18 protein-coding genes and 1 tRNA gene are annotated in these 18,420 nt (G+C 65.6%); 14 read left to right on the forward strand and 5 right to left on the reverse strand.

Annotated elements, in window-relative coordinates; genetic code table 11:
- The first annotated feature begins 41 nt into the window (after window positions 1-41).
- Together AM586_RS18475 and AM586_RS18480 are read left to right on the forward strand one after the other, a co-directional pair.
- The gene (locus AM586_RS18475) at window positions 42-386 is read left to right on the forward strand and encodes a CzcE family metal-binding protein (protein WP_047826629.1); all 345 of its coding nucleotides are present in this window, start codon (window positions 42-44) and stop codon (window positions 384-386) included.
- 41 nt (window positions 387-427) lie between these two features.
- On the forward strand, window positions 428-1,381 hold the full coding sequence (locus tag AM586_RS18480; protein ID WP_047826582.1) for a LysR family transcriptional regulator: 954 nt from the start codon (window positions 428-430) through the stop codon (window positions 1,379-1,381).
- 18 nt (window positions 1,382-1,399) lie between these two features.
- Here AM586_RS18480 and AM586_RS18485 read toward each other — a convergent pair whose 3' ends face one another.
- A complete protein-coding gene (locus tag AM586_RS18485) occupies window positions 1,400-2,290 on the reverse strand; it encodes a PEP-CTERM sorting domain-containing protein (RefSeq protein ID WP_082439396.1) in 891 nt (296 codons plus the stop codon).
- 52 nt (window positions 2,291-2,342) lie between these two features.
- Window positions 2,343-2,498, reverse strand: coding sequence for a DUF2256 domain-containing protein (locus tag AM586_RS18490; protein WP_082439397.1), 156 nt, complete (start codon window positions 2,496-2,498; stop codon window positions 2,343-2,345).
- A gap of 30 nt (window positions 2,499-2,528) precedes the next feature.
- Here AM586_RS18490 and AM586_RS18495 point away from each other — a divergent pair, with 30 nt between their 5' ends.
- The 3 genes from AM586_RS18495 to AM586_RS28255 all read left to right on the forward strand — a co-directional run bounded on the left by AM586_RS18495 (window position 2,529) and on the right by AM586_RS28255 (window position 5,912).
- Complete coding sequence (locus tag AM586_RS18495) at window positions 2,529-3,671, forward strand: branched-chain amino acid ABC transporter substrate-binding protein (RefSeq protein ID WP_047826584.1); 1,143 nt, start codon at window positions 2,529-2,531, stop codon at window positions 3,669-3,671.
- Between the two features lie 79 nt (window positions 3,672-3,750).
- The gene (locus tag AM586_RS18500; RefSeq protein ID WP_047826585.1) at window positions 3,751-5,268 is read left to right on the forward strand and encodes a BCCT family transporter; all 1,518 of its coding nucleotides are present in this window, start codon (window positions 3,751-3,753) and stop codon (window positions 5,266-5,268) included.
- Complete coding sequence (locus AM586_RS28255; RefSeq protein ID WP_047826630.1) at window positions 5,268-5,912, forward strand: hypothetical protein; 645 nt, start codon at window positions 5,268-5,270, stop codon at window positions 5,910-5,912. Before AM586_RS18500 ends, AM586_RS28255 begins: the two co-directional genes overlap by 1 nt.
- Here AM586_RS28255 and AM586_RS18510 read toward each other — a convergent pair.
- On the reverse strand, window positions 5,909-6,280 hold the full coding sequence (locus AM586_RS18510; protein WP_047826586.1) for a lipoprotein: 372 nt from the start codon (window positions 6,278-6,280) through the stop codon (window positions 5,909-5,911). The two genes, AM586_RS28255 and AM586_RS18510, sit on opposite strands and share 4 nt — an antisense overlap.
- A 730-nt stretch (window positions 6,281-7,010) precedes the next feature.
- Between AM586_RS18510 and proV the strand changes: the two genes are divergently transcribed.
- Genes proV through proX form a run of 3 tightly spaced genes read left to right on the forward strand, consistent with a single transcriptional unit; the run spans window position 7,011 to window position 10,389 of the window.
- Window positions 7,011-8,246, forward strand: a complete 1,236-nt coding sequence (proV, locus tag AM586_RS18515; RefSeq protein WP_047826587.1) for a glycine betaine/L-proline ABC transporter ATP-binding protein ProV — start codon at window positions 7,011-7,013, stop codon at window positions 8,244-8,246.
- Entirely contained in the window at window positions 8,243-9,325 is a 1,083-nt protein-coding gene (gene proW / locus AM586_RS18520) for a glycine betaine/L-proline ABC transporter permease ProW (protein ID WP_047826588.1), read from the forward strand. The genes proV and proW overlap by 4 nt, the downstream gene beginning before the upstream one ends.
- A 14-nt stretch (window positions 9,326-9,339) precedes the next feature.
- Window positions 9,340-10,389, forward strand: coding sequence for a glycine betaine/L-proline ABC transporter substrate-binding protein ProX (gene proX / locus AM586_RS18525; protein WP_052234467.1), 1,050 nt, complete (start codon window positions 9,340-9,342; stop codon window positions 10,387-10,389).
- A 33-nt stretch (window positions 10,390-10,422) separates the two neighbouring features.
- Here proX and AM586_RS18530 read toward each other — a convergent pair whose 3' ends face one another.
- Window positions 10,423-10,767: a zinc ribbon domain-containing protein YjdM gene (locus tag AM586_RS18530; RefSeq protein ID WP_047826589.1), complete on the reverse strand. Its 345-nt coding sequence runs from the start codon at window positions 10,765-10,767 to the stop codon at window positions 10,423-10,425.
- A gap of 66 nt (window positions 10,768-10,833) precedes the next feature.
- Window positions 10,834-10,909, reverse strand: a tRNA-Phe gene (locus AM586_RS18535).
- A 130-nt stretch (window positions 10,910-11,039) separates the two neighbouring features.
- Here AM586_RS18535 and AM586_RS18540 point away from each other — a divergent pair.
- The 6 genes from AM586_RS18540 to AM586_RS18565 all read left to right on the forward strand — a co-directional run bounded on the left by AM586_RS18540 (window position 11,040) and on the right by AM586_RS18565 (window position 18,419).
- Window positions 11,040-12,290 (forward strand): FAD-dependent monooxygenase, encoded by a 1,251-nt coding sequence (locus tag AM586_RS18540; protein ID WP_047826590.1) that lies wholly within the window; start codon window positions 11,040-11,042, stop codon window positions 12,288-12,290.
- Window positions 12,291-12,320: 30 nt separating this feature from the next.
- Window positions 12,321-13,043, forward strand: a complete 723-nt coding sequence (locus AM586_RS18545) for a DsbC family protein (protein WP_047826591.1) — start codon at window positions 12,321-12,323, stop codon at window positions 13,041-13,043.
- 180 nt (window positions 13,044-13,223) lie between these two features.
- A complete protein-coding gene (locus tag AM586_RS18550) occupies window positions 13,224-13,682 on the forward strand; it encodes a (2Fe-2S)-binding protein (protein ID WP_047826592.1) in 459 nt (152 codons plus the stop codon).
- A gap of 9 nt (window positions 13,683-13,691) precedes the next feature.
- The gene (locus AM586_RS18555; RefSeq protein ID WP_047826593.1) at window positions 13,692-15,926 is read left to right on the forward strand and encodes a xanthine dehydrogenase family protein molybdopterin-binding subunit; all 2,235 of its coding nucleotides are present in this window, start codon (window positions 13,692-13,694) and stop codon (window positions 15,924-15,926) included.
- 4 nt (window positions 15,927-15,930) lie between these two features.
- Complete coding sequence (locus AM586_RS18560) at window positions 15,931-16,515, forward strand: NTP transferase domain-containing protein (RefSeq protein WP_047826594.1); 585 nt, start codon at window positions 15,931-15,933, stop codon at window positions 16,513-16,515.
- Between the two features lie 71 nt (window positions 16,516-16,586).
- Window positions 16,587-18,419, forward strand: a complete 1,833-nt coding sequence (locus AM586_RS18565; RefSeq protein ID WP_047826595.1) for a M61 family metallopeptidase — start codon at window positions 16,587-16,589, stop codon at window positions 18,417-18,419.
- Window position 18,420: the final 1 nt, after the last annotated feature.

An 18,420-nucleotide genomic window follows, 5' to 3' on the forward strand; every position in this document is an offset into this window, starting at 1 on the left:
GGCGCCGTGGCGGCGCCGTGCACATCGAAATGGAAACCATCATGAACACCAAGCTGCTTCTCTCCGTCCTCACCGCCGTCACCCTCGCCAGCGCCGGCAGCGCCGCCCTGGCCGTCGTCCAGCCGGCCGACTTCCGCGGCAATGCGGCGCCGGCCCAGGCCCCGGTCGACCAGGTCATCGTCATCACCGATGCGACCCGCCATGTCAACGTCACCGGCGGCACCACCGTCCGCTTCGTCGTCGGCGACCAATCCTTCAGCTGGAGCTTCCAGAACGGCAGCGCCCACGTCGTTCCTTTTGACCTGGCACTGATCGCGCCGAAAGGCCTGCTGAACCATCCGGTCACCGCCTACGTGTCGGACAACCCGCTGTACCAGACCAACTAAGACGCGACCTTAGGGCAGCCGCTCGGGTAACATGAATGGCTATGCGCAAGGATCTCGATTACGGACTGCTGCATGCCATGAACGCGTTCGTGCATGTGATGGATGGCGGCAGCTTCACGGCCGCCGCCGAACACCTCGGCATGTCCAAGGCGCAAGTCTCGCGCCTGGTGACCCTGCTGGAAGACCGCCTGCAGGCCAAACTGCTGCACCGTAGCACCCGGCGCATCGCCGCGACCGAAGCAGGAGAGCGCTACGCCGCCCACTGCAAGACCATCCTCGACATGGTGGCCCAGGCGGAAGGCGAGGTCGGCGGCGGTGCGAGCGAGCCGTCGGGCCGCCTGCGCGTGACCAGCATGACCGCCTTCGGCAACCGCTACGTGACGCCCCTGGTGTCCGCCTATTGCGCGGCCAATTCCCGCGTGACCGTCGAATACAGCTCGTCGCAGAGCCCGCCCGACCTGCTGGCGGAAGGCATCGACGTCAGCATCTACCTGGCGCAGTACCTGCCCGATTCCGCCCTGGTGGCGCTGAAGCTGGGCCGCATGTTCTCGGTGCTGTGCGCGGCGCCGGACTACCTGGAGCGGCGCGGCACGCCCCAGCATCCGAACGACCTGGGCCGGCACACCTGCCTGCGCCTGGTGAATTCCTCCTTCACTTCCAGTTGGCAGCTCGACCGCGGTACGGAACGCGCGACCCTCGACCCGCAAGGACCGCTGGTCGGGAATACCACCGAGGTGCTGCTGGACGGCGCGCTGAGCGGCATGGGCATCGTCCTGCTGCCCGCCTACAGCGTGGTCGACGACCTGCGCAGTGGAAAGCTGGTGCAGATCCTGCCCGGCTGGCGCTCGCCGGAAATCGGCATCTTCGCGCTGCTGCCGTCCGGCCGCTTCGTGGATGCGAAGACGCGCGCCTGGATCGACCTGCTGAAGGAAGCGCTGCCGCCGGCCATCGAACGCGACATGGCCTACTTCGCGGCGCCGGCCGCCGATTCGTGACGGCGCGTCACAAATCCCTCATTGCTCCGTCAGCTGTTCCGCCGCCACCCGCTGCAGCGCGGCGGCCGTCGCGGTGCCGATGCCCAGTTCCTTCGCCACATACTCGCCGCCGCCCAGCGAGCGCGGATCGCGGCCGGTGACGCTGCCGAAGATGGTCAGCGCCTCGAGGTAGTAGCCGTACACGCTGGCGTGGTAGGCATCCGGCGCCCACAGGTTGATGCCGATGAGCTTGCCGTCGTAGGGATTGTCGTCCGCCAGGCCGTTGGCGATCGCCCGGTTCCAGGCCTGGCCGACCGGGATCACGCCATTGATCAGGCCCGACGCCAGCCTGGCCTTGTCGTAGCCGGCGCGCACGTCCATGGCCATCTGGGTGATCGGCTGGCCGTACCAGGCGCCGCCCGGTTTATAGGTCTGGTCGGCGCGCGACCAGGTCGCGTCCAGGCGCACGTCGACCTCCGGGTTGCAGTCGTGGAAGGCGCGGGCCAGCAGGCCGGAATACTTGACCAGCGTGGCCGGATCGCCGGGATGGGCGCCGTCCAGCGTGCTGTAGCTCTGCAGCACCACTTTGTCGAAGGGTTTGGCGATGGTGGCGAGCTTGTTGTCGTAGTGCCAGTCCAGGCCCTTGCCGGGCGCGGTCTCCAGGCTCACCTCATAGTCCAGCCCCGCCTGCAGCGTGAAGGCCTTGAACAGGGCCGGGACGCCGCCGAGATGGCTGCCGTTCAGGTCGGTAACGGTGTCGGGACGGTATTCGCGCACCAGCGGCGCGGCGCCGGCCGGATCGCCGTAGGTGAAACTGTTGCCGACGAACAGGATGGTGGTGGCCGCCGAAGCCGGCGCCGCCACGGCGCCCAGCGCCAGGGCGGCGCTCATGGCGAACTTCAAACGGCAGGGAATGCGGGGCAATAGCATGGCTGTCTCTCCAATATCGGGTTGGCAATATTGTAGAGCCAGTCTGGCCACTTCAGCTTGCGCCCGCAGATCTGGCGGCGCGGCGGCAGCGCTCCGAACAATATTTCACCTGGTCCCAGTCCCGTTCCCACTTCTTGCGCCAGCTGAAGGGCAGGGCGCAGTGGGCGCACAGCTTCACGGGCAAATCGGATTTCTTGCGCATCTTCATTACAATGTGTCATCGATTGAAAGGAAAGCCATGCGCCCGACGATGTATTCCCTGTTCGCCCTCATCCTGGCCGCGCCCGCGGTGCAGGCCCAGTCCCAGCTTGACGTAAAAATCGGCAGCGTGTCGCCGCTGTCCGGCACCGGCGCCCACCAGGGCAAGGATATCGAGAACGGGGCGCGCATGGCGATCGACGACCTGAACGCGAAAGCCCTCGCCATCGGCGGCAGGAAGATCCATTTCGTGCTGCAGGCCGAGGACGACGGCGCCGATCCGAAGATGGGCACGGCGGCGGCGCAGAAACTGGTCGACAATGGCGTGGTGGCGGTGGTCGGCCACCTGAATTCGGGCACCACGGTGCCGGCCTCGAAGATCTACAACAGCGCCGGCATTCCGCAGATCTCGCCGGCCGCGACCACGCCGCTGTACACCCGCCAGGGCTACAAGACGGCCTTCCGCGTGGTGGCCAGCGACAGCCTGGTGGGACGCACGCTGGCCAGCTATGCCATCAAGACCCTGAAGGCGAAGAAGATCGCGGTGATCGACGACCGCACCGCCTTCGGCCAGGGCCTGGCCGACGAATTCACGAAAGGCGTGAAGGCGGTGGGCGGCGCCCAGCTGGTCAGCCGCCAGTTCACCAACGACAAGGCGACCGACTTCAACGCGATCCTGACCCAGATCCGCGCGCACCAGCCCGACGTGATCTTCTACGGCGGCATGGATGCGGTGGCCGGTCCCATGCTCAAGCAGATGAAGGCGCTCGGCATCGGGGCGAAACTGGTGTCCGGCGACGGCGTGTGCTCGGAAAAGCTGCCGCAACTGGCCGGCGACGCGCTCGGCAGCGACAAGGTGATCTGCGTGGTGGCCGGCGGCGTCGGCAGCGCCGCGGAAGAGGCGGCGGCCAGCGCCTTCGCCGAACGCTACCGCCAGCGCTACAAGATGCCGCTGCAGACCTATGCGCCGTATGCCTACGACGCGACGATGGTCTTTGCCCAAGCCATGCAGCAGGCCAATTCGACCAACCCGGCCACCTTCCTGCCGGCGCTGGCGAAGATCAAGTACCACGGCGTGACCGGCGACATTGCCTTCGACCCGAACGGCGACCTGCACAATGCGGCGCTGACGCTGTACACCTATCGCGAGGGCAAGCAGGTCAAGCTGCAGGTGGTGCGTTAGCCCTGGCGCCAGCGATCGGTGCGACGAATATATGTTTGCAAAAATATAATCGATGCTCGGGCTGGCAAAAGGAGTTTCGATGCAAATGATTTTATCGGCAGGGTTCATCCTGCTCGTGGTCCTGTGGGGGATCTTCGCGCCGAAGAACATGGCGACCGTCCTCGATGACGTGCTGGCCTTGCTCACCCGCGACTTCGGCTGGCTCTACCTGTGGGCCGTGCTCGGACTGGTGGTGTTCGCCGCCTTCGTGGCCTTCAGCCGCTATGGCGACCTGAAGCTGGGCGGCGAGGACGAGGAGCCGGAATTCTCGGGCCTCAGCTGGTTTTCGATGCTGTTCGCGGCCGGCATGGGCATCGGCCTGGTGTTCTGGGGCGTGGGCGAGCCGGTCTCCCACTACATGACGGCGCCGCCCGGCATCCAGTCCGGCACGCCGGAAGCGGCGAATGCGGCGATGCGCTACGTCTTCTTCCACTGGGGCCTGCATCCGTGGGCGGTGTACGGCGTCGTGGCGCTGGCGATCGCCTTCTTCCAGTACCGCCGCAATGGCGACGCCCTGATCAGCACGGTGACCGGCAGCCTGCCCTGGCGGCAGGTGGCCTCGCTGTCCGGACTGTTCAACGGCCTGGCGGTGGTGGCCACCGCCTTCGGCGTCGCCGCCTCGCTGGGCATGGGCGCGCTGCAGATCAACAGCGGTCTGCAAGCCGTGTTCGGTATCGAGGTCAGCAAGACCTGGCAGGTCACGATCATCGTCATCACCACCACCCTGTTCATCCTGTCGGCGGTGAGCGGGGTCGAAAAGGGCGTCAAGCTGCTGTCGAACTTCAACATGGTGCTCGCGGCGCTACTGGCGCTGGCCGTGTTCCTGCTGGGGCCGACGGTGGCGATCATCGACACCCTGACCAATACGCTGGGCAATTACCTGAGCGATTTCGTGCGCATGAGCCTGCACGCCACGCCTTTCCGGGACAGCAACTGGGTCGGCACCTGGACCATTTTCTACTGGGCCTGGTGGATTTCGTGGTCGCCGTTCGTGGGCCTGTTCATCGCGCGCGTCTCGCGCGGGCGCACGATCCGTGAATTCATCATCGGCACCGTGCTGGCGCCGTCGCTGGTGGCCTTCCTTTGGTTCTCGATCTTCGGCGGCAGCGCGCTGACGATGCAGATCTGGCAGCACGTGCCGATCGCCGCGGCGGTCAAGAACGACGTCGCCACCGGCCTGTTCGCCATGTTCGCCGCACTGCCTTTCGGCCTCGTGATGTCGGCCGTCGCCACCCTGCTGGTGCTGGTGTTCTTCGTCACCTCCGGCGACTCGGCGGTGCTGGTGCTGGGCATGATGAGCACCGGCGGCAATCCGAATCCGCCGGCCCGCGTCAAGATCATCTGGGGCGCGCTGGTGGCCGGCATCGCGATCAGCCTGCTGCTGGCCGGCGGCCTGCAGGCGGTGCAGACCGCGACCATCGTGTTCGCCTTGCCGCTGACCCTGGTGATCGTGCTGATGGTGCTCGCGTTGTGGCGCGCGATGCAGATCGACTGGGCCGAGGAAAACCGGCGCGAGCGCGAGCTCCGGCGCAGGATGCGCGAGCTGGCGGGGAAATGATGCGCGCCATGGATTTCAGTTCCCTTCATGCGGTCCTGACGACCTTCCTCTCGCTCGCCGTCGTCACCCTGGTCGGCGTCGGCATCCGCGTGCTGATGATGCAGACGATCCAGCAGCGCCGCGAGCGCATGAACCGCCAGATCAACGAGCGGCTGCGGACCCTGATCGCGGCCTATAAAACGCTGGGCGGCTCCTTCACTGGCGAGCTGACGGTCGACCCGACCCATCTGCGCGACCTGCCCACGCCGCCCGGTTCCGACCGCGCGCGGCGCATCCGCGATGCGGTCGAGGCGGCGCTGGCCGACATCCTGCTGCTGGGCACCGAAGAGCACTGCCGGCTGGCCGGCCAGGCCGCGCGCGACATGGCGGCCGGCCGCCCGATTCACACGGCCGAGCTGGTCGTCTCGCTGCGCGACTTCATCCGCGAAGCCCTCGACCTGGCGCCGATGCCACGGGATGTCGCGATTCCGCTGCAGGGACCGACCCGCACCCAGGGCAGCGGCGCCCGCGGCAAGGGCGAGGGCGGTGGTGGCGGCGGTAAGGGAGGTGGCGGCGGCGGGGCTGCTGCCGGCGGCGGCATGGGAATGGGGCTCGGCATGGGGCTGGGCAGCGGCCACGCCGAGCACGACCAGCAGGAGCGCTAGTCGGTCACGACGTGCCACATGTCCTTCACCTTGTCGCCGTGCTTGTCGCCCGGCTTCTTGTCCTTGGCGAAGGTGTATAGCGGTTTGCCGTTGTAGGCGAGCTGCTTGCTGCCGTCGTCGCGGGTGATGGTCGAGTAGGGGGCGGACATTTCGCCGCTGTCGGCATGCACGGCCGGCCAGTTTTCCGCGCAGCCGCCGGTACAGGCGCTCTTGCCGCTGTTGGCGGTGTCCTTGTCGAAGGTATAGACCGTCATCCCTTTCGAGTCGACCAGCATGCCGTTCATTTTCTTGACCGGCGGATCGGCCGCGTGCGCGGACAGGGAGAACAGGGTAAGGAGGATTGCAGAACCAAGGCTGACTGATTTCATGGGCGTCTCCAGTGAAAGTTTCAGTACGCGAATCGGTGTGAACTGCGCGGCCATTGTAGTCCTGTGCGAAAACCTCCGCCGTTCCGTATGCGCCTATTGTGTATTAGCGTACGGACAACGACGCGTGCTCAAGCCACCATGGAACCGTATTCATTGCACAACATTTTAAAGGAGCACGATCATGGGCAAATATTTCCTGGCGTGGATTCTGGGCGTGCCGGCAATTGTTCTGGTACTGATCTATCTGTTCTTCCATTGATTGCAGGCCGCGCGGCACCAGCCCGCAGGCACGCATGAATGCCATCGTTTGCCAACGCCTCGGCGTTGGCAAATTTTTATTAGCACAAGTAAAGCGAAAATACCACTGGACTTTCATATTTATTTGCGCTATCATTCGTGCAATACATTGGTTCAAATATATATCTGCAGTACAGGTTTCCCTCGCAATTCGCGGGAAATCATTCCTGGGCCATGCGCCCATATCCGTCGTCGGTTGACGCTATTCGTCAACTATCCCGGCGCCATGCATGTGCGTGGCGCCTGCGTGCTTGAAAGTCCTGAGCCCAGCCTCTTTTGACACGCCAATGACACCCTGCGCCGGCTGCCTGTCGCCGGAAAAGCGTGCTTCGTCCCTGTTCGTCGATTGCCTGCGCTGATGCGCCCTTGCTTCGCTTGAAGCCGGTCGCTACGGGGTTGCATTGCCTTTGCCAACCAGAAGGAGAACCACAACGTGGCAAAACAAATCATCATCGACCATGTCTTCAAGGTATATGGCGACCGGCCCGACGAGGCACTGGCGCTGGTCCACCAGGGAGCCAGCAAGCAGGAAATCCTGGCCCGGACCGAATGTACCATCGGTGTGTTCGACGCCACCTTTACCATCGAGGCGGGAGAGATCTTCGTCATCATGGGCCTGTCCGGTTCGGGCAAGTCGACCCTGGTGCGCATGCTGAACCGTCTGATCGAGCCCACCGCCGGCCGTATCATGATCGACGGCAATGACATCAATGCACTGCCGGACGCGCAGTTGCGCGCCTTGCGCCGCAAGGACATCAGCATGGTGTTCCAGTCGTTCGCGCTGCTGCCGCATGTGTCCGTGCTCGACAACACCGCGTTTGGCATGGAGCTGGCCGGCATTCCCAAATCCGAGCGCCATGCGCTGGCCCGGCAGGCGCTGGACCAGGTCGGCCTCGCGGCCTATGGCGCCAGTTATCCTGACGAGTTGTCTGGCGGGATGCAGCAGCGTGTGGGACTGGCCCGCGCGCTGGCCTGCGATCCATCGATCCTGTTGATGGACGAGGCGTTTTCCGCACTCGACCCGATCATGCGCACGGAAATGCAGTCGGAGCTGCTGCGCCTGCAGCAGATCAAGCGCCGCACCATCGTCTTCATTTCGCATGACCTCGATGAAGCCATGCGCATCGGCGACCGGGTCGCCATCATGAAAGATGGGCATGTAGTGCAAGTGGGCACGCCGGAAGCGATTCTGCGCAAGCCTGCCAACGATTACGTGCGCAACTTCGTGCGCGGCGTCGATGCCGCGGCCGTCTTCAAGGCCGGCGACATCGCCCGCAAGAGCCAGATCGTGGTGTCGGAATCGCCGACCCGCGGTTCGCGTGCGGCGCTGTCGATGCTGGAAGAGCAGGATCGCGCCTATGCCTATGTCGTCAATCCCGGGCGCGAATTCCTCGGCGTGGTGTCGGCCGATTCGCTGCGCGGCGCCCTCGACGGCCATACCGGTCCGCTGGGCCTCGCGCATGCGTACCTACCGGATGTGCAGACGATTAATGCGGAAGAGCCCGTTGCCGGCCTGTTCGGCCAGGTGGCGCAACTGCCGTACGCCGTCCCCGTCGTGGGCAACGACGGCAGCTTCCGCGGCGCCATCAGCAAGACCACCTTGCTGAAGTTCCTCGACCGCGATACGCCTCCCATTGCGGAGCCACAAACACAGAAAGGACAAGCATGAATTCCAGCACCGCTATCGCCGCGAAGCCAGCCCAGGTCAACCCATGGCTGCCGACGCCGCCGACCGACACGTCCTGGCTCGACGCCGCGAATCCGGTCGCCGCGTCCGCGCACGACACGGGCTTTCACCTGACGCAGCTATTCAATGGTTCGCTGCCGCTGGAAGACTCGATCAACCGGGGCCTGGGCTGGGTTGTCGCGCATTGTCGTCCGTTTTTCCAGGCCGTGCGGGCGCCGATCGATGCGACGCTGAATGGCGTCAGCGACCTGCTGCTGGCCATGCCCTCGCTGGCGGTGATCGTCATCATCGGCCTGCTGGCCTGGCAATTTACCAGCCGTACGCTGGCGATCGGCACCGTGCTGGCGCTGCTGCTCCTGTCGATGCTGGGCGTGTGGCCGGAAGCGATGATCACCCTGTCGCTGGTGCTGACCTCGCTGGCTTTCTGCCTGGCGATCGGCTTGCCCCTCGGGATCGTCCTGGCCAATAGCGACCGCGCGCAAAACATCCTGCGGCCGCTGCTGGACGCCATGCAGACCACGCCCGCCTTCGTGTACCTGGTGCCGGTGGTAATGCTGTTCGGTATCGGCAATGCGCCGGGCGTGATCGTCACCATCATCTTCGCGCTGCCGCCGCTGGTGCGCCTGACGAACCTGGGGATCCGGCAGGTGCGTCCCGACCTGGTCGAGGCGGCGCGCGCTTATGGCGCCTCGCCCTGGCAGCTGCTGAGCCGCGTACAGTTTCCGTTGGCCATGCCTTCGATCATGGCCGGCATTAACCAGTCGCTGATGCTGTCGCTCTCGATGGTGGTGATCGCCTCGATGATCGCGGTCGGCGGCCTGGGCCAGATGGTGCTGCGCGGCATCGGGCGCCTGGATATGGGCCTGGCCACCGTGGGCGGTCTCGGTATCGTGCTGCTGGCCATCACGCTGGACCGCCTGACACAGGCGATGGGGCAGCCGCGCCGTGGCGTGCGTCACTGGTACCAGACGGGGCCGGCCGGCATCATCCTGCGCCTGGTGCGCGGCGGTGCGGCGCGCGACGACGCGGCCGCGCCTGCCCGCTCCGCGACCGCGCAATGACAAGAAAGGACATCATGCAACGTATCGAACAATTCAAGGCCACCTATAAAAGACAGCGCAGGTTCCAATGGTTTTCGGCCCTGGCGCTGGCCGCATTCGCCCTGACCACCACCCTGGCGATGGCGCAAACGCCGGCTGCCGGGTTGCCCGGCAAGGGCATCAAGGTGCAGGCGCTGCAAAGCCCGATCGCCGAGGAGACATTCCAGACCATGCTGGTCGACCGCGCCCTGGCACAGCTGGGCTACGAGCCGCAGCCGATCAAGGAAGTCGAATACCCGACCGCGCACATCGCCGTCGCCAACGGCGACGCGACCTTCCTTGCGGTGCACTGGGATCCTTTGCACCGGGACTACTACAACAATGCCGGCGGCGACGCCAAGCTGCTGCGCGTGGGCGAATACGCCGGCCCGGCCGCACAAGGCTACCTGGTCGACAAGGCGACGGCCGAGAAGTACCACATCACGAATATCGCTCAGCTGCGCGACCCGGCGCTGGCCCGGCTGTTCGACCATGACGGCGATGGCAAGGCCGACCTGACCGGTTGCAATCCGGGCTGGGGCTGCGAGGCGATGATCGAGAACCACATGGACGCCTACAAGCTGCGCCCGACGGTCAAGCATGTGCAGGGCAGCTATTCCGCCCTGATTGCCGATACCATCGGCCGCTACCAGCGCGGCGAACCCATTCTGTATTACACCTGGACGCCTTACTGGGTGAGCGGGGTACTGGTGCCGGGCAAGGATGTGGTCTGGCTGCAGGTGCCGTTCTCGTCGAATCCGCAGAAGGCCAATACCCGTCTCGACGATGGCAGCGATTACGGTTTTGCCGTCAATACGACGCGGATCGTCGTGAATCGCGCCTGGGCCGACAAGAATCCGGCGGCCGTGAAGCTGTTTGAAGTCATGCGCCTGCCGATTGCCGATATCAATGCGCAAAACGAGCGCATGCGGAAGGGCGAAAACACGCAGGCCGATATCGCGCGCCATACGGCAGGCTGGATCAAGTACCACCAGCAGCTGTTCGACAGCTGGATCGCGCAGGCGCTGGCGGCGGCGAAGCCCTGAACCGGAAGCGGTGGGATGGAGCCTTAATTCAGCTCAGCTTTTCCGGACAAATTCCGACTTCAGGCTCATTGCGCCAAAGCCGTCGATCTTGCAATCGATGTCGTGGTCGCCGTCGACCAGGCGGATGTTCTTGACCTTGGTTCCTTGCTTGACCACGCCGCCGCCGCCTTTCAGTTTCAGGTCCTTGATGACGGTGACGGCGTCGCCGTCCTGCAGGAGATTGCCGGCCGCGTCGCGCCATACACGGACCGCTTCGGCGGCGGCGGCTTCGGCCCGGACCGGCCACTCATGCGCGCATTCCGGGCAGACGTAGTTGCCCGAGCCGTCTTCGTAGGTCAGCGTGGAGCCGCAAGCGGGGCAGGGAGGAAAGGTCGTCATGGCAGTATCCTTATGAAAAACAAAAACGCCACCCGAAGGTGGCGTTTTGTTTTACTACTGAATTCTTGGTGGCCCGGGGCGGAATCGAACCACCGACACAAGGATTTTCAATCCTCTGCTCTACCAACTGAGCTACCAGGCCAAGAGAGGCATGATTATAGCCAGTGGTTTTCAAGGCCGCAAGTCCCGGGCGGCAATTTTTTCAAACCCGGCAGCGCGAGCCCGGCACGGCACGGCAAAGCCGCCCCAAGGCAAAGGGATATAATGTCCGCATGACTACACAGACCTCTTCCTCCGCACAATATCGCACCGATGCCCGTCGCAGCGACGTCTGCATCGTCGGCAACGGCGCGATCGCCAAGACCGCCGCCCTGGGCTTTTCCCAGGCCGGGCACAGCGTCACCCTGCTGGTGCCGCCCGCGCGTCCGGGTGCTGAAGAGGCGTCCGCATCCTCGTCGTCCGGCGGCGACAAGCCCTGGGACGTGCGCGTGTATGCGCTCAACCATACGGCGCAGAAGCTGCTGGCCTCGCTGAAGGTCTGGGGCGCACTCGACATGGCGCGCGTGGCCCCGGTCGACGCCATGGACGTCAAGGGCGACGGCGAGCAGGGCGGCCAGCTGGGCTTAGATGCCTTCGGCGCCCACACCGGCACCCTGGCCTGGATCGTCGAGGACAGCAACCTGAACACCGCGCTGGACGCGGCCCTGCGCTTCGCCCAGAACGTCGACATCGTCACCGGCCGCGCCTGCAAGCTGAGCAGCAGTCCGCTCGGCGCCAGGGTCGAGCTGGAAGAGGGCGCACCAATCGAAGCCCAGCTGCTGCTCGGCGCCGACGGCCGCGACTCCTGGGTACGCGGCCAGTGCGATATCGGCATCGACTACCGCTCCTATCACCAGCGCGCCATCGTCGCCAATTTCTCCTGCGAAAAGCCGCACCACAACGTGGCCCGCCAGTGGTTCACTTGCAAGGAAGGCATTATTGCGCTGCTGCCGCTGCCGGATAACAAGGTGTCGCTGATATGGTCGGCGCCGGAAACCCTGGCCGACACCATCATGGACGAGTCGCTCGGCGAACTGGCGATCCGCCTCGGCGAATACTCGGAAGAGCAGCTGGGCCTGCTCAAGCCCCTGCAACCGGAAGCGGTCAAGGCGATCCCGCTGGCGCTGGTGCGTCCGCATGCGATCGTCGCGCCGCACGTCGCCCTGATCGGCGACGCCGCCCACGCCGTCCATCCGCTGGCCGGACACGGCATGAACCTCGGCTTCGGCGACATCGTCGACCTGCTGCGGGTCGTGAATGCCCGCGAAGCACAGCACGGCATCGGCGACGAGCGCGTGCTGGCGCGCTATGCTAGAACCCGCAAGGAAGACGTGCTCCTCATGCAATTGGCCACCGATGGGCTGGAACGTTTGTTCGGCGCCAATCTTGAACCTGTGCGCGTGATCCGGAATTTGGGATTAAACTTGCTCAATAAGTTGCCGCTGGTAAAGCGCAGACTGATCGCTCACGCGATGGGCAAATAAGTGGGCAAATAATTTTTAAGGAATGAATTCATGGGCAAGACCAAACTCGCCGTCCTGCTGGCGACCGGCCTGATCACGTCCTGCGTCGGCGCGCAGAATTCGGTCGAAGCGACCATCAAGAAGAACATCGAGCCGCGCCTGGGCGGGGCCAAGATCGAGTCGATCAAGGAAACGCCTTACGGTGGCCTGTACGAGCTGCGCGTCGCCGGCGACATCCTGTACACCGACAAGAAGGGCGAATACCTGGTCATCGGCCACGTCTACGATGCCAAGACCACCCGCGACCTGACCCGCGAGCGCATCGACGACATCAACAAGATCAAGTTCTCGGACCTGCCCTTCGACTCCGCCATCAAGCAGGTCAAGGGCGACGGCAAGCGCGTGATCGCCGTGTTCGAAGATCCGAACTGCGGCTACTGCAAGCGCCTGCGCCAGACCGCGCTGAAGGATCTGAACAACGTCACCATCTACACCTTCATGTACAACATCCTGTCTCCCGATTCCTTCGTGAAGTCGAAGAACATCTGGTGCTCCGCCGACCGCGTCAAGGCCTGGGATGACTGGATGATCGGCGGCAAGGCCGCACCGGCGGCCCCGGCCAGCTGCGAGACCCCGAACGACAAGATCCTGGCGCTGGGCCAGAAGCTGAAGATCCAGGGCACGCCGGCGATCTTCTTCGCCGACGGCACCCGCATCCCGGGCGCGGTCGACCTGCCGACGCTCGAGAAGAAGCTGGAATCGATCAAGCAATAGTGGATGGGGCCTCGGCAAACCTACTGCGCGTTGCAGGTGCGGCCTGCGATGCTCGCTGTACCGTAAGTACAGCTGCGCTTCTCGGCCACACCTGCCGCCGCTCGCTACGGTTTTCCGAAGCCCTTTTACGTTGGTATTTAAAAACAAAACAGCAGCACGTCCAAACCGAAGGAAACTCACTTGGTCACTCTGAACATCAACGGGCGCGACCAGCAGGTCGATGCCGATCCCTCCACGCCCATCCTCTGGGCGCTGCGCGACAACCTCAACATGACCGGCACCAAGTTCGGCTGCGGCGCGGCCCTGTGCGGCGCCTGCACCGTGCACCTGAACGGCGAAGCGATCCGCTCATGCATCACGCCGATCTCCGCCGCCGCCGGCCAGAAGATCACCACCATCGAGGCGATGGAAAGCGATAAAGTCGGCAAGGCCGTGCAGGATGCCTGGGTCAAGCACGACGTGCCGCAGTGCGGCTACTGCCAGAGCGGCCAGGTGATGAGCGCCACCGCGCTGCTGCGCGTGAACAAGACGCCGACCGACGCCGACATCGACAACGCGATGAGCGGCAACATCTGCCGTTGCGGCACCTACCAACGGATCCGCGCGGCCATCAAGGATGCCGCGAAGACCATCGCGTAAGGAGCCGACATGCGACCAACCTGGTTCAAGAACGCGGGCCTGCCCGGCGCCGCGACGGCTGCGTTCACCGTCAATTCGCGCCGCGGCTTCCTGAAGGCCGGCGCGGCCGCTTCCGGCGGCCTGGTGCTGGGCTTCTTCCTGCCTGGCGGCGGCCGCCTGGCGCGCGCCGCCGATGCCGGTAAGCCGGCCGTCTATGCGCCGAACGCCTTCCTGCGCGTGGCGCCGGACAACACCGTCACCGTGATCGTCAACCGTCTCGAATTCGGCCAGGGCGTGCATACCTCGCTGCCGATGGTCATCGCCGACGAGCTGGATGCCGACTGGAGCCAGATACGCGCCGAGCTGGCGCCGGCCGCCGACGCCTATAAAGACCCGGCCTTCGGCATGCAGATCACCGGTGGCTCCGGCACCATCGCCCACTCCTTCACCCAGTACCGCGAAATCGGCGCCCGCGCCCGCGCGATGCTGGTGGCCGCCGCCGCCGAGCAGTGGAAAGTCAGCCCGGCCCAGTGCCGCACCGCCAAGGGCATCGTCCATGGCCCGGCGGGCCAGAAGGCGAGCTTCGGCCAGCTGGCCGACGCCGCGATGAAGCAGCCGGTGCCGGATGCCGTCACCCTGAAGGATGCGAAGCAGTTCCGCTACATCGGCAAGCCGATGAAGCGCCTGGATGCGCGCGCCAAGTCCAGCGGCCGCCAGCAGTTCGGCCTCGACTTCAAGCCGGAAGGCGGCAAGCTGGCCGTCGCCGTGGTGGCCCACCCGCCGGTGTTCGGTGCCAGGGTGGCGAAGTTCGATGCCTCGAAAGCCAAGGCGATCCGCGGCGTGATCGACGTGCTGGAGATCCCGGTGGACCGCGGCGGGCGCGGCATCGCCGTGATCGCCGAAGGCTACTGGCCGGCCAAGCAGGGCCGCAATGCGCTGCTGGTCGAATGGGATACCGGCGGCGTCGGCAAGCTCGATTCCGCCGCCCAGCTGGCCGAATTCACCGAGCTGTCGAAGACCAAGGGTGCGGTCGCGCGCACGGCGGGCAGCGCCACGCCGGGCAGCGTCGCGAAGACCATCTCGGCGGTGTATGAATTCCCCTACCTGGCGCACGCGCCGATGGAGCCGATCAACTGCACGGTCGACCTGAAGCCTGATTCCTGCACGCTGTGGGTCGGCTCGCAGTTCCAGACCGGCGACCAGGCCGCTGCCGCGAAAACGGCCGGCCTGAAGCCGGAGCAGGTGACCCTGCACACGATGATGGCGGGCGGCGGCTTCGGCCGGCGCGCGGTGCCGACCTCGGACTTCGTGGTCGAGGCGGTCAACATCGCCAAGGCCTACAAGGCGGCCGGCCACGCCGGCCCGGTGAAGATGATCTGGAGCCGCGAAGACGACATCAAGGGCGGTTACTACCGTCCTTCGCACGTGCACCGCGCCGACCTCAAGCTGGACGGCCAGGGCAATATCCTGGCCTGGGACCACGTCATCGTGGGACAGTCGATCGCCGCCGGCACGCCTTTCGAAGGCTTCATGATCAAGGACGGCGTGGACAGCACCATGGTCGAAGGCATGGGCGAACCGTATGCCGTGCCGATGAACCTGTCGGCCCACTCTGCCCGCGCCAACGTGCCGGTGCTGTGGTGGCGCTCGGTGGGCTCGACCCACACCGCCTTCGTGATGGAGACGCTAATCGACGAGGCCGCGCATGCGGCCGGCGCGGACCCGGTCGCCTACCGCAAGAAGCTGATCGACAAGAAGCATGCGCGCCACCATGCGGCGCTGGACCTGGCGGTGGCGAAGTCCGGCTACGGCAAGAAGACCCTGCCGAAGGGACATGCCTGGGGCGTGGCCGTGCACGAGTCCTTCAACACCGTGGTCGCCTACGTGGTCGAGGCCTCGATCAAGGACGGCACGCCGCGCCTGCACAAGGCGACCGCCGGCGTGCACTGCAACCTGGCCGTGAACCCGCTCAGCATCGAGGCCCAGATCCAGGGCGCCGCGCTGATGGCGCTGGGCACCACGCTGCCGGGCGCCGCGATCACGCTGAAGGATGGCGTGGTCGAGCAGCAGAACTTCGGCGACTACACGGTCGCGCGCATGAACGACATGCCGCAGGTCGAGGTGCACATCGTGCCGTCGAACGAGCCGCCGACCGGCCTGGGCGAACCCGGCCTGCCGCCGCTGGCGCCGGCCTTCGCCAACGCCCTGTTCAAGCTGACCGGCAAGCGCCTGCGCAAGCTGCCGTTCGACCTGGCCGCGGCCTAAGCGTATGCACGCCCCTGTCGTCGGTATCTTGCTGGCCGCGGGCAGGGGACGCCGTTTCGATCCGCTGGGGCAGCGCAACAAGCTGCTCCAGCCATTGGCGCAAGCCGGCGGCGAGCCGGTGGTCGTCGCCAGCGCGCGCAAGCTGCTCGCCGTGCTTCCCAGGGTGATTGCCGTGGTGCCGCCCGATGATGGCGGCGTCAATGCGCTGCTGGCCGCCGCCGGCTGCGAGGTGAGCGTCTGCCCGGATGCGGACAGCGGGATGGCGGCTTCGCTGGTGCACGCGCTGCGCCATTCTCTCTCCTACGACCCTGCGGCCTGGCTGGTGGCGCTGGGCGACATGCCTTATGTGGCCCCGCCGACTTTGACGGCACTGGCCGATGCGCTGGCCGCCGGCAGCCCGATCGCCGCCCCCGTGATGGGCGGCCGGCGCGGCAATCCGGTCGGTTTCGGACGCGTCCACCTGGAGGCGCTGCTGGCGCTGAGCGGGGACCAGGGCGCGCGCCGCCTGCTGCAAACCTGTCCCGTCACCGAGCTGCCGGTCGATGATCCCGGCATCTTCCGGGATATTGACAAGCTTACCGATTTGTAAGCGGTTCGAACTCCCTCTTGCCGAAGAATGCGATTACACTACGGCGAATAAGAGAGCGATTGTTCACACCCATGAAAAAAACCAATCAGAAGAAGCAGGCCGCGGTCCAGTACACCATCGTGCCGAAGGACCTGGCGGGACACCTGTTCAATGTCACCGTGACGGTTGCCGCACCGAGTGCGGAAGGGCAGGCGTTCTCGCTGCCGGCCTGGATCCCGGGCAGCTACATGATCCGCGAGTTCGCGCGCAACATCGTGCGCATCCGCGCCGAATCGGGCGGCCAGCCGGTCGAGCTGGTCAAGCTCGACAAGCACAGCTGGCGCGCCGCGCCGGTGGCCGGCCCGCTGACGCTGCACTACGAGGTGTACGCCTGGGACCTGTCGGTGCGCGCCGCCCACCTGGACCAGACCCACGGCTTCTTCAACGGCACCAGCGTGTTCCTGCGCGTGCTCGGCCAGGATGCGAGCCCGCACCAGGTCGACATCCAGCGCCCGGGCGACGCTGCCGCCTCCGATTGGCGGGTGGCGACTTCGCTGCCCGAACTGGGCGCCAAGCGCTACGGCTTCGGCACCTACATCGCCGCCGACTATGACGACCTGATCGACCATCCGGTGGAGATGGGCGATTTCGCGCTGGCTTCCTTCAAGGCGCACGGCATCCAGCACGACATCGTGGTTACCGGCCGCGTGCCCAACCTGGACATGGAGCGCCTGCAGCAGGACCTGAAGGCCATCTGCGAAACCCAGATCGCCTTCTTCGAGCCGGCGACGAAAAAAGCGCCGATGGACCGCTACGTCTTCCTGACCATGGCGGTGGGCGACGGCTACGGCGGCCTCGAACACCGCGCCTCGACGGCCCTGATCTGCTCGCGCAACGACCTGCCGACCACCGCCGCGCCCAAGACCGCCGAACGCAGCGAAGGCTACGTCACCTTCCTGGGCCTGTGCAGCCACGAGTATTTCCACACCTGGAACGTCAAGCGCATCAAGCCGGCCGTGTTCGCGCCCTACGACCTGCAGGTCGAGGCTTACACGCCGCTGCTGTGGCTGTTCGAAGGCTTCACCAGCTATTACGACGACCTGATGCTGGTCCGCAGCGGCATCATCAGCGAAGCGACTTATTTCAAGCTGCTCGGCAAGACCGTCGGCAGTGTCTGGCGTGGCAGCGGCCGCACCAAGCAGAGCATCGCGGAATCCAGCTTCGACGCCTGGACCAAGTACTACCGCCAGGACGAAAATGCGCCGAACGCCATCATCAGCTACTACACCAAGGGTTCGCTGGTCGGCCTGGCCTTCGACCTGACGATCCGCGCCAAGACCGGCGGCGCGAAGTCGCTGGACGACGTGATGCGCGCGCTATGGGAGCGTTACGGCCGTGATTTCTACGCCGGCGCTTCCGGCAGCGGACGCGGCGTGACGGAAAAGGACGTGGAGGCGCTGTTCGACGAGGTCAGTGGCCTGCGCCTGAAACCTCTCTTCGAACGCCATGTGCGCGGCACCGACGACATCCCGCTGGCCAAGCTGTATGCGCCTTTCGCCGTCAAGGTCCTTGACGAACGCAAGAACAGCAAGCCGTCGCTGAACGTCGGCGTCGGCCGCGACCCGCTGGGCGCCAGGCTGACCCAGGTGCACGAAGGCGGCGCGGCCCACCGGGCCGGACTGTCGGCGGGCGACATCGTGATCGCGGTGGATGGCCTGCGCGTGAACGGCAACCCGTCCAACCTGGACCAGCTGTTCGCGCGCTACCGCGTCGACGATGCCGTCGAAGTGCATGCCTTCCGCCGCGATGAGCTGATGCGCTTCGACGTGACCCTGCAGGGCTGCGTGGCGCCGGTCGTCAGCATCGGCGTGGCGCCTGCGGGTGCGCGCCGGGCGGCGACGATCGCGCGGCCCAGCGCGAGCTGAA

Source organism: Massilia sp. WG5, assembly GCF_001412595.2.
Taxonomy (GTDB): domain Bacteria; phylum Pseudomonadota; class Gammaproteobacteria; order Burkholderiales; family Burkholderiaceae_D; genus Telluria.

What these genes read in the sequence shown, in the direction of transcription:
- AM586_RS18485 (WP_082439396.1), bottom strand. Translation starts at nt 2,290, where the DNA reads ATGCTATTGCCCCGCATTCCCTGCCGTTTGAAGTTCGCCATGAGCGCC.
- AM586_RS18490 (WP_082439397.1), bottom strand. Translation starts at nt 2,498, where the DNA reads ATGAAGATGCGCAAGAAATCCGATTTGCCCGTGAAGCTGTGCGCCCAC.
- AM586_RS18500 (WP_047826585.1), top strand. Translation starts at nt 3,751, where the DNA reads ATGCAAATGATTTTATCGGCAGGGTTCATCCTGCTCGTGGTCCTGTGG.
- proX (WP_052234467.1), top strand. Translation starts at nt 9,340, where the DNA reads ATGCAACGTATCGAACAATTCAAGGCCACCTATAAAAGACAGCGCAGG.
- AM586_RS18560 (WP_047826594.1), top strand. Translation starts at nt 15,931, where the DNA reads ATGCACGCCCCTGTCGTCGGTATCTTGCTGGCCGCGGGCAGGGGACGC.
- AM586_RS18565 (WP_047826595.1), top strand. Translation starts at nt 16,587, where the DNA reads ATGAAAAAAACCAATCAGAAGAAGCAGGCCGCGGTCCAGTACACCATC.
- AM586_RS18475 (WP_047826629.1), top strand. Translation starts at nt 42, where the DNA reads ATGAACACCAAGCTGCTTCTCTCCGTCCTCACCGCCGTCACCCTCGCC.
- AM586_RS18495 (WP_047826584.1), top strand. Translation starts at nt 2,529, where the DNA reads ATGCGCCCGACGATGTATTCCCTGTTCGCCCTCATCCTGGCCGCGCCC.
- AM586_RS18530 (WP_047826589.1), bottom strand. Translation starts at nt 10,767, where the DNA reads ATGACGACCTTTCCTCCCTGCCCCGCTTGCGGCTCCACGCTGACCTAC.
- AM586_RS18540 (WP_047826590.1), top strand. Translation starts at nt 11,040, where the DNA reads ATGACTACACAGACCTCTTCCTCCGCACAATATCGCACCGATGCCCGT.
- proW (WP_047826588.1), top strand. Translation starts at nt 8,243, where the DNA reads ATGAATTCCAGCACCGCTATCGCCGCGAAGCCAGCCCAGGTCAACCCA.
- AM586_RS18480 (WP_047826582.1), top strand. Translation starts at nt 428, where the DNA reads ATGCGCAAGGATCTCGATTACGGACTGCTGCATGCCATGAACGCGTTC.
- AM586_RS28255 (WP_047826630.1), top strand. Translation starts at nt 5,268, where the DNA reads ATGCGCGCCATGGATTTCAGTTCCCTTCATGCGGTCCTGACGACCTTC.
- AM586_RS18555 (WP_047826593.1), top strand. Translation starts at nt 13,692, where the DNA reads ATGCGACCAACCTGGTTCAAGAACGCGGGCCTGCCCGGCGCCGCGACG.
- AM586_RS18545 (WP_047826591.1), top strand. Translation starts at nt 12,321, where the DNA reads ATGGGCAAGACCAAACTCGCCGTCCTGCTGGCGACCGGCCTGATCACG.
- AM586_RS18510 (WP_047826586.1), bottom strand. Translation starts at nt 6,280, where the DNA reads ATGAAATCAGTCAGCCTTGGTTCTGCAATCCTCCTTACCCTGTTCTCC.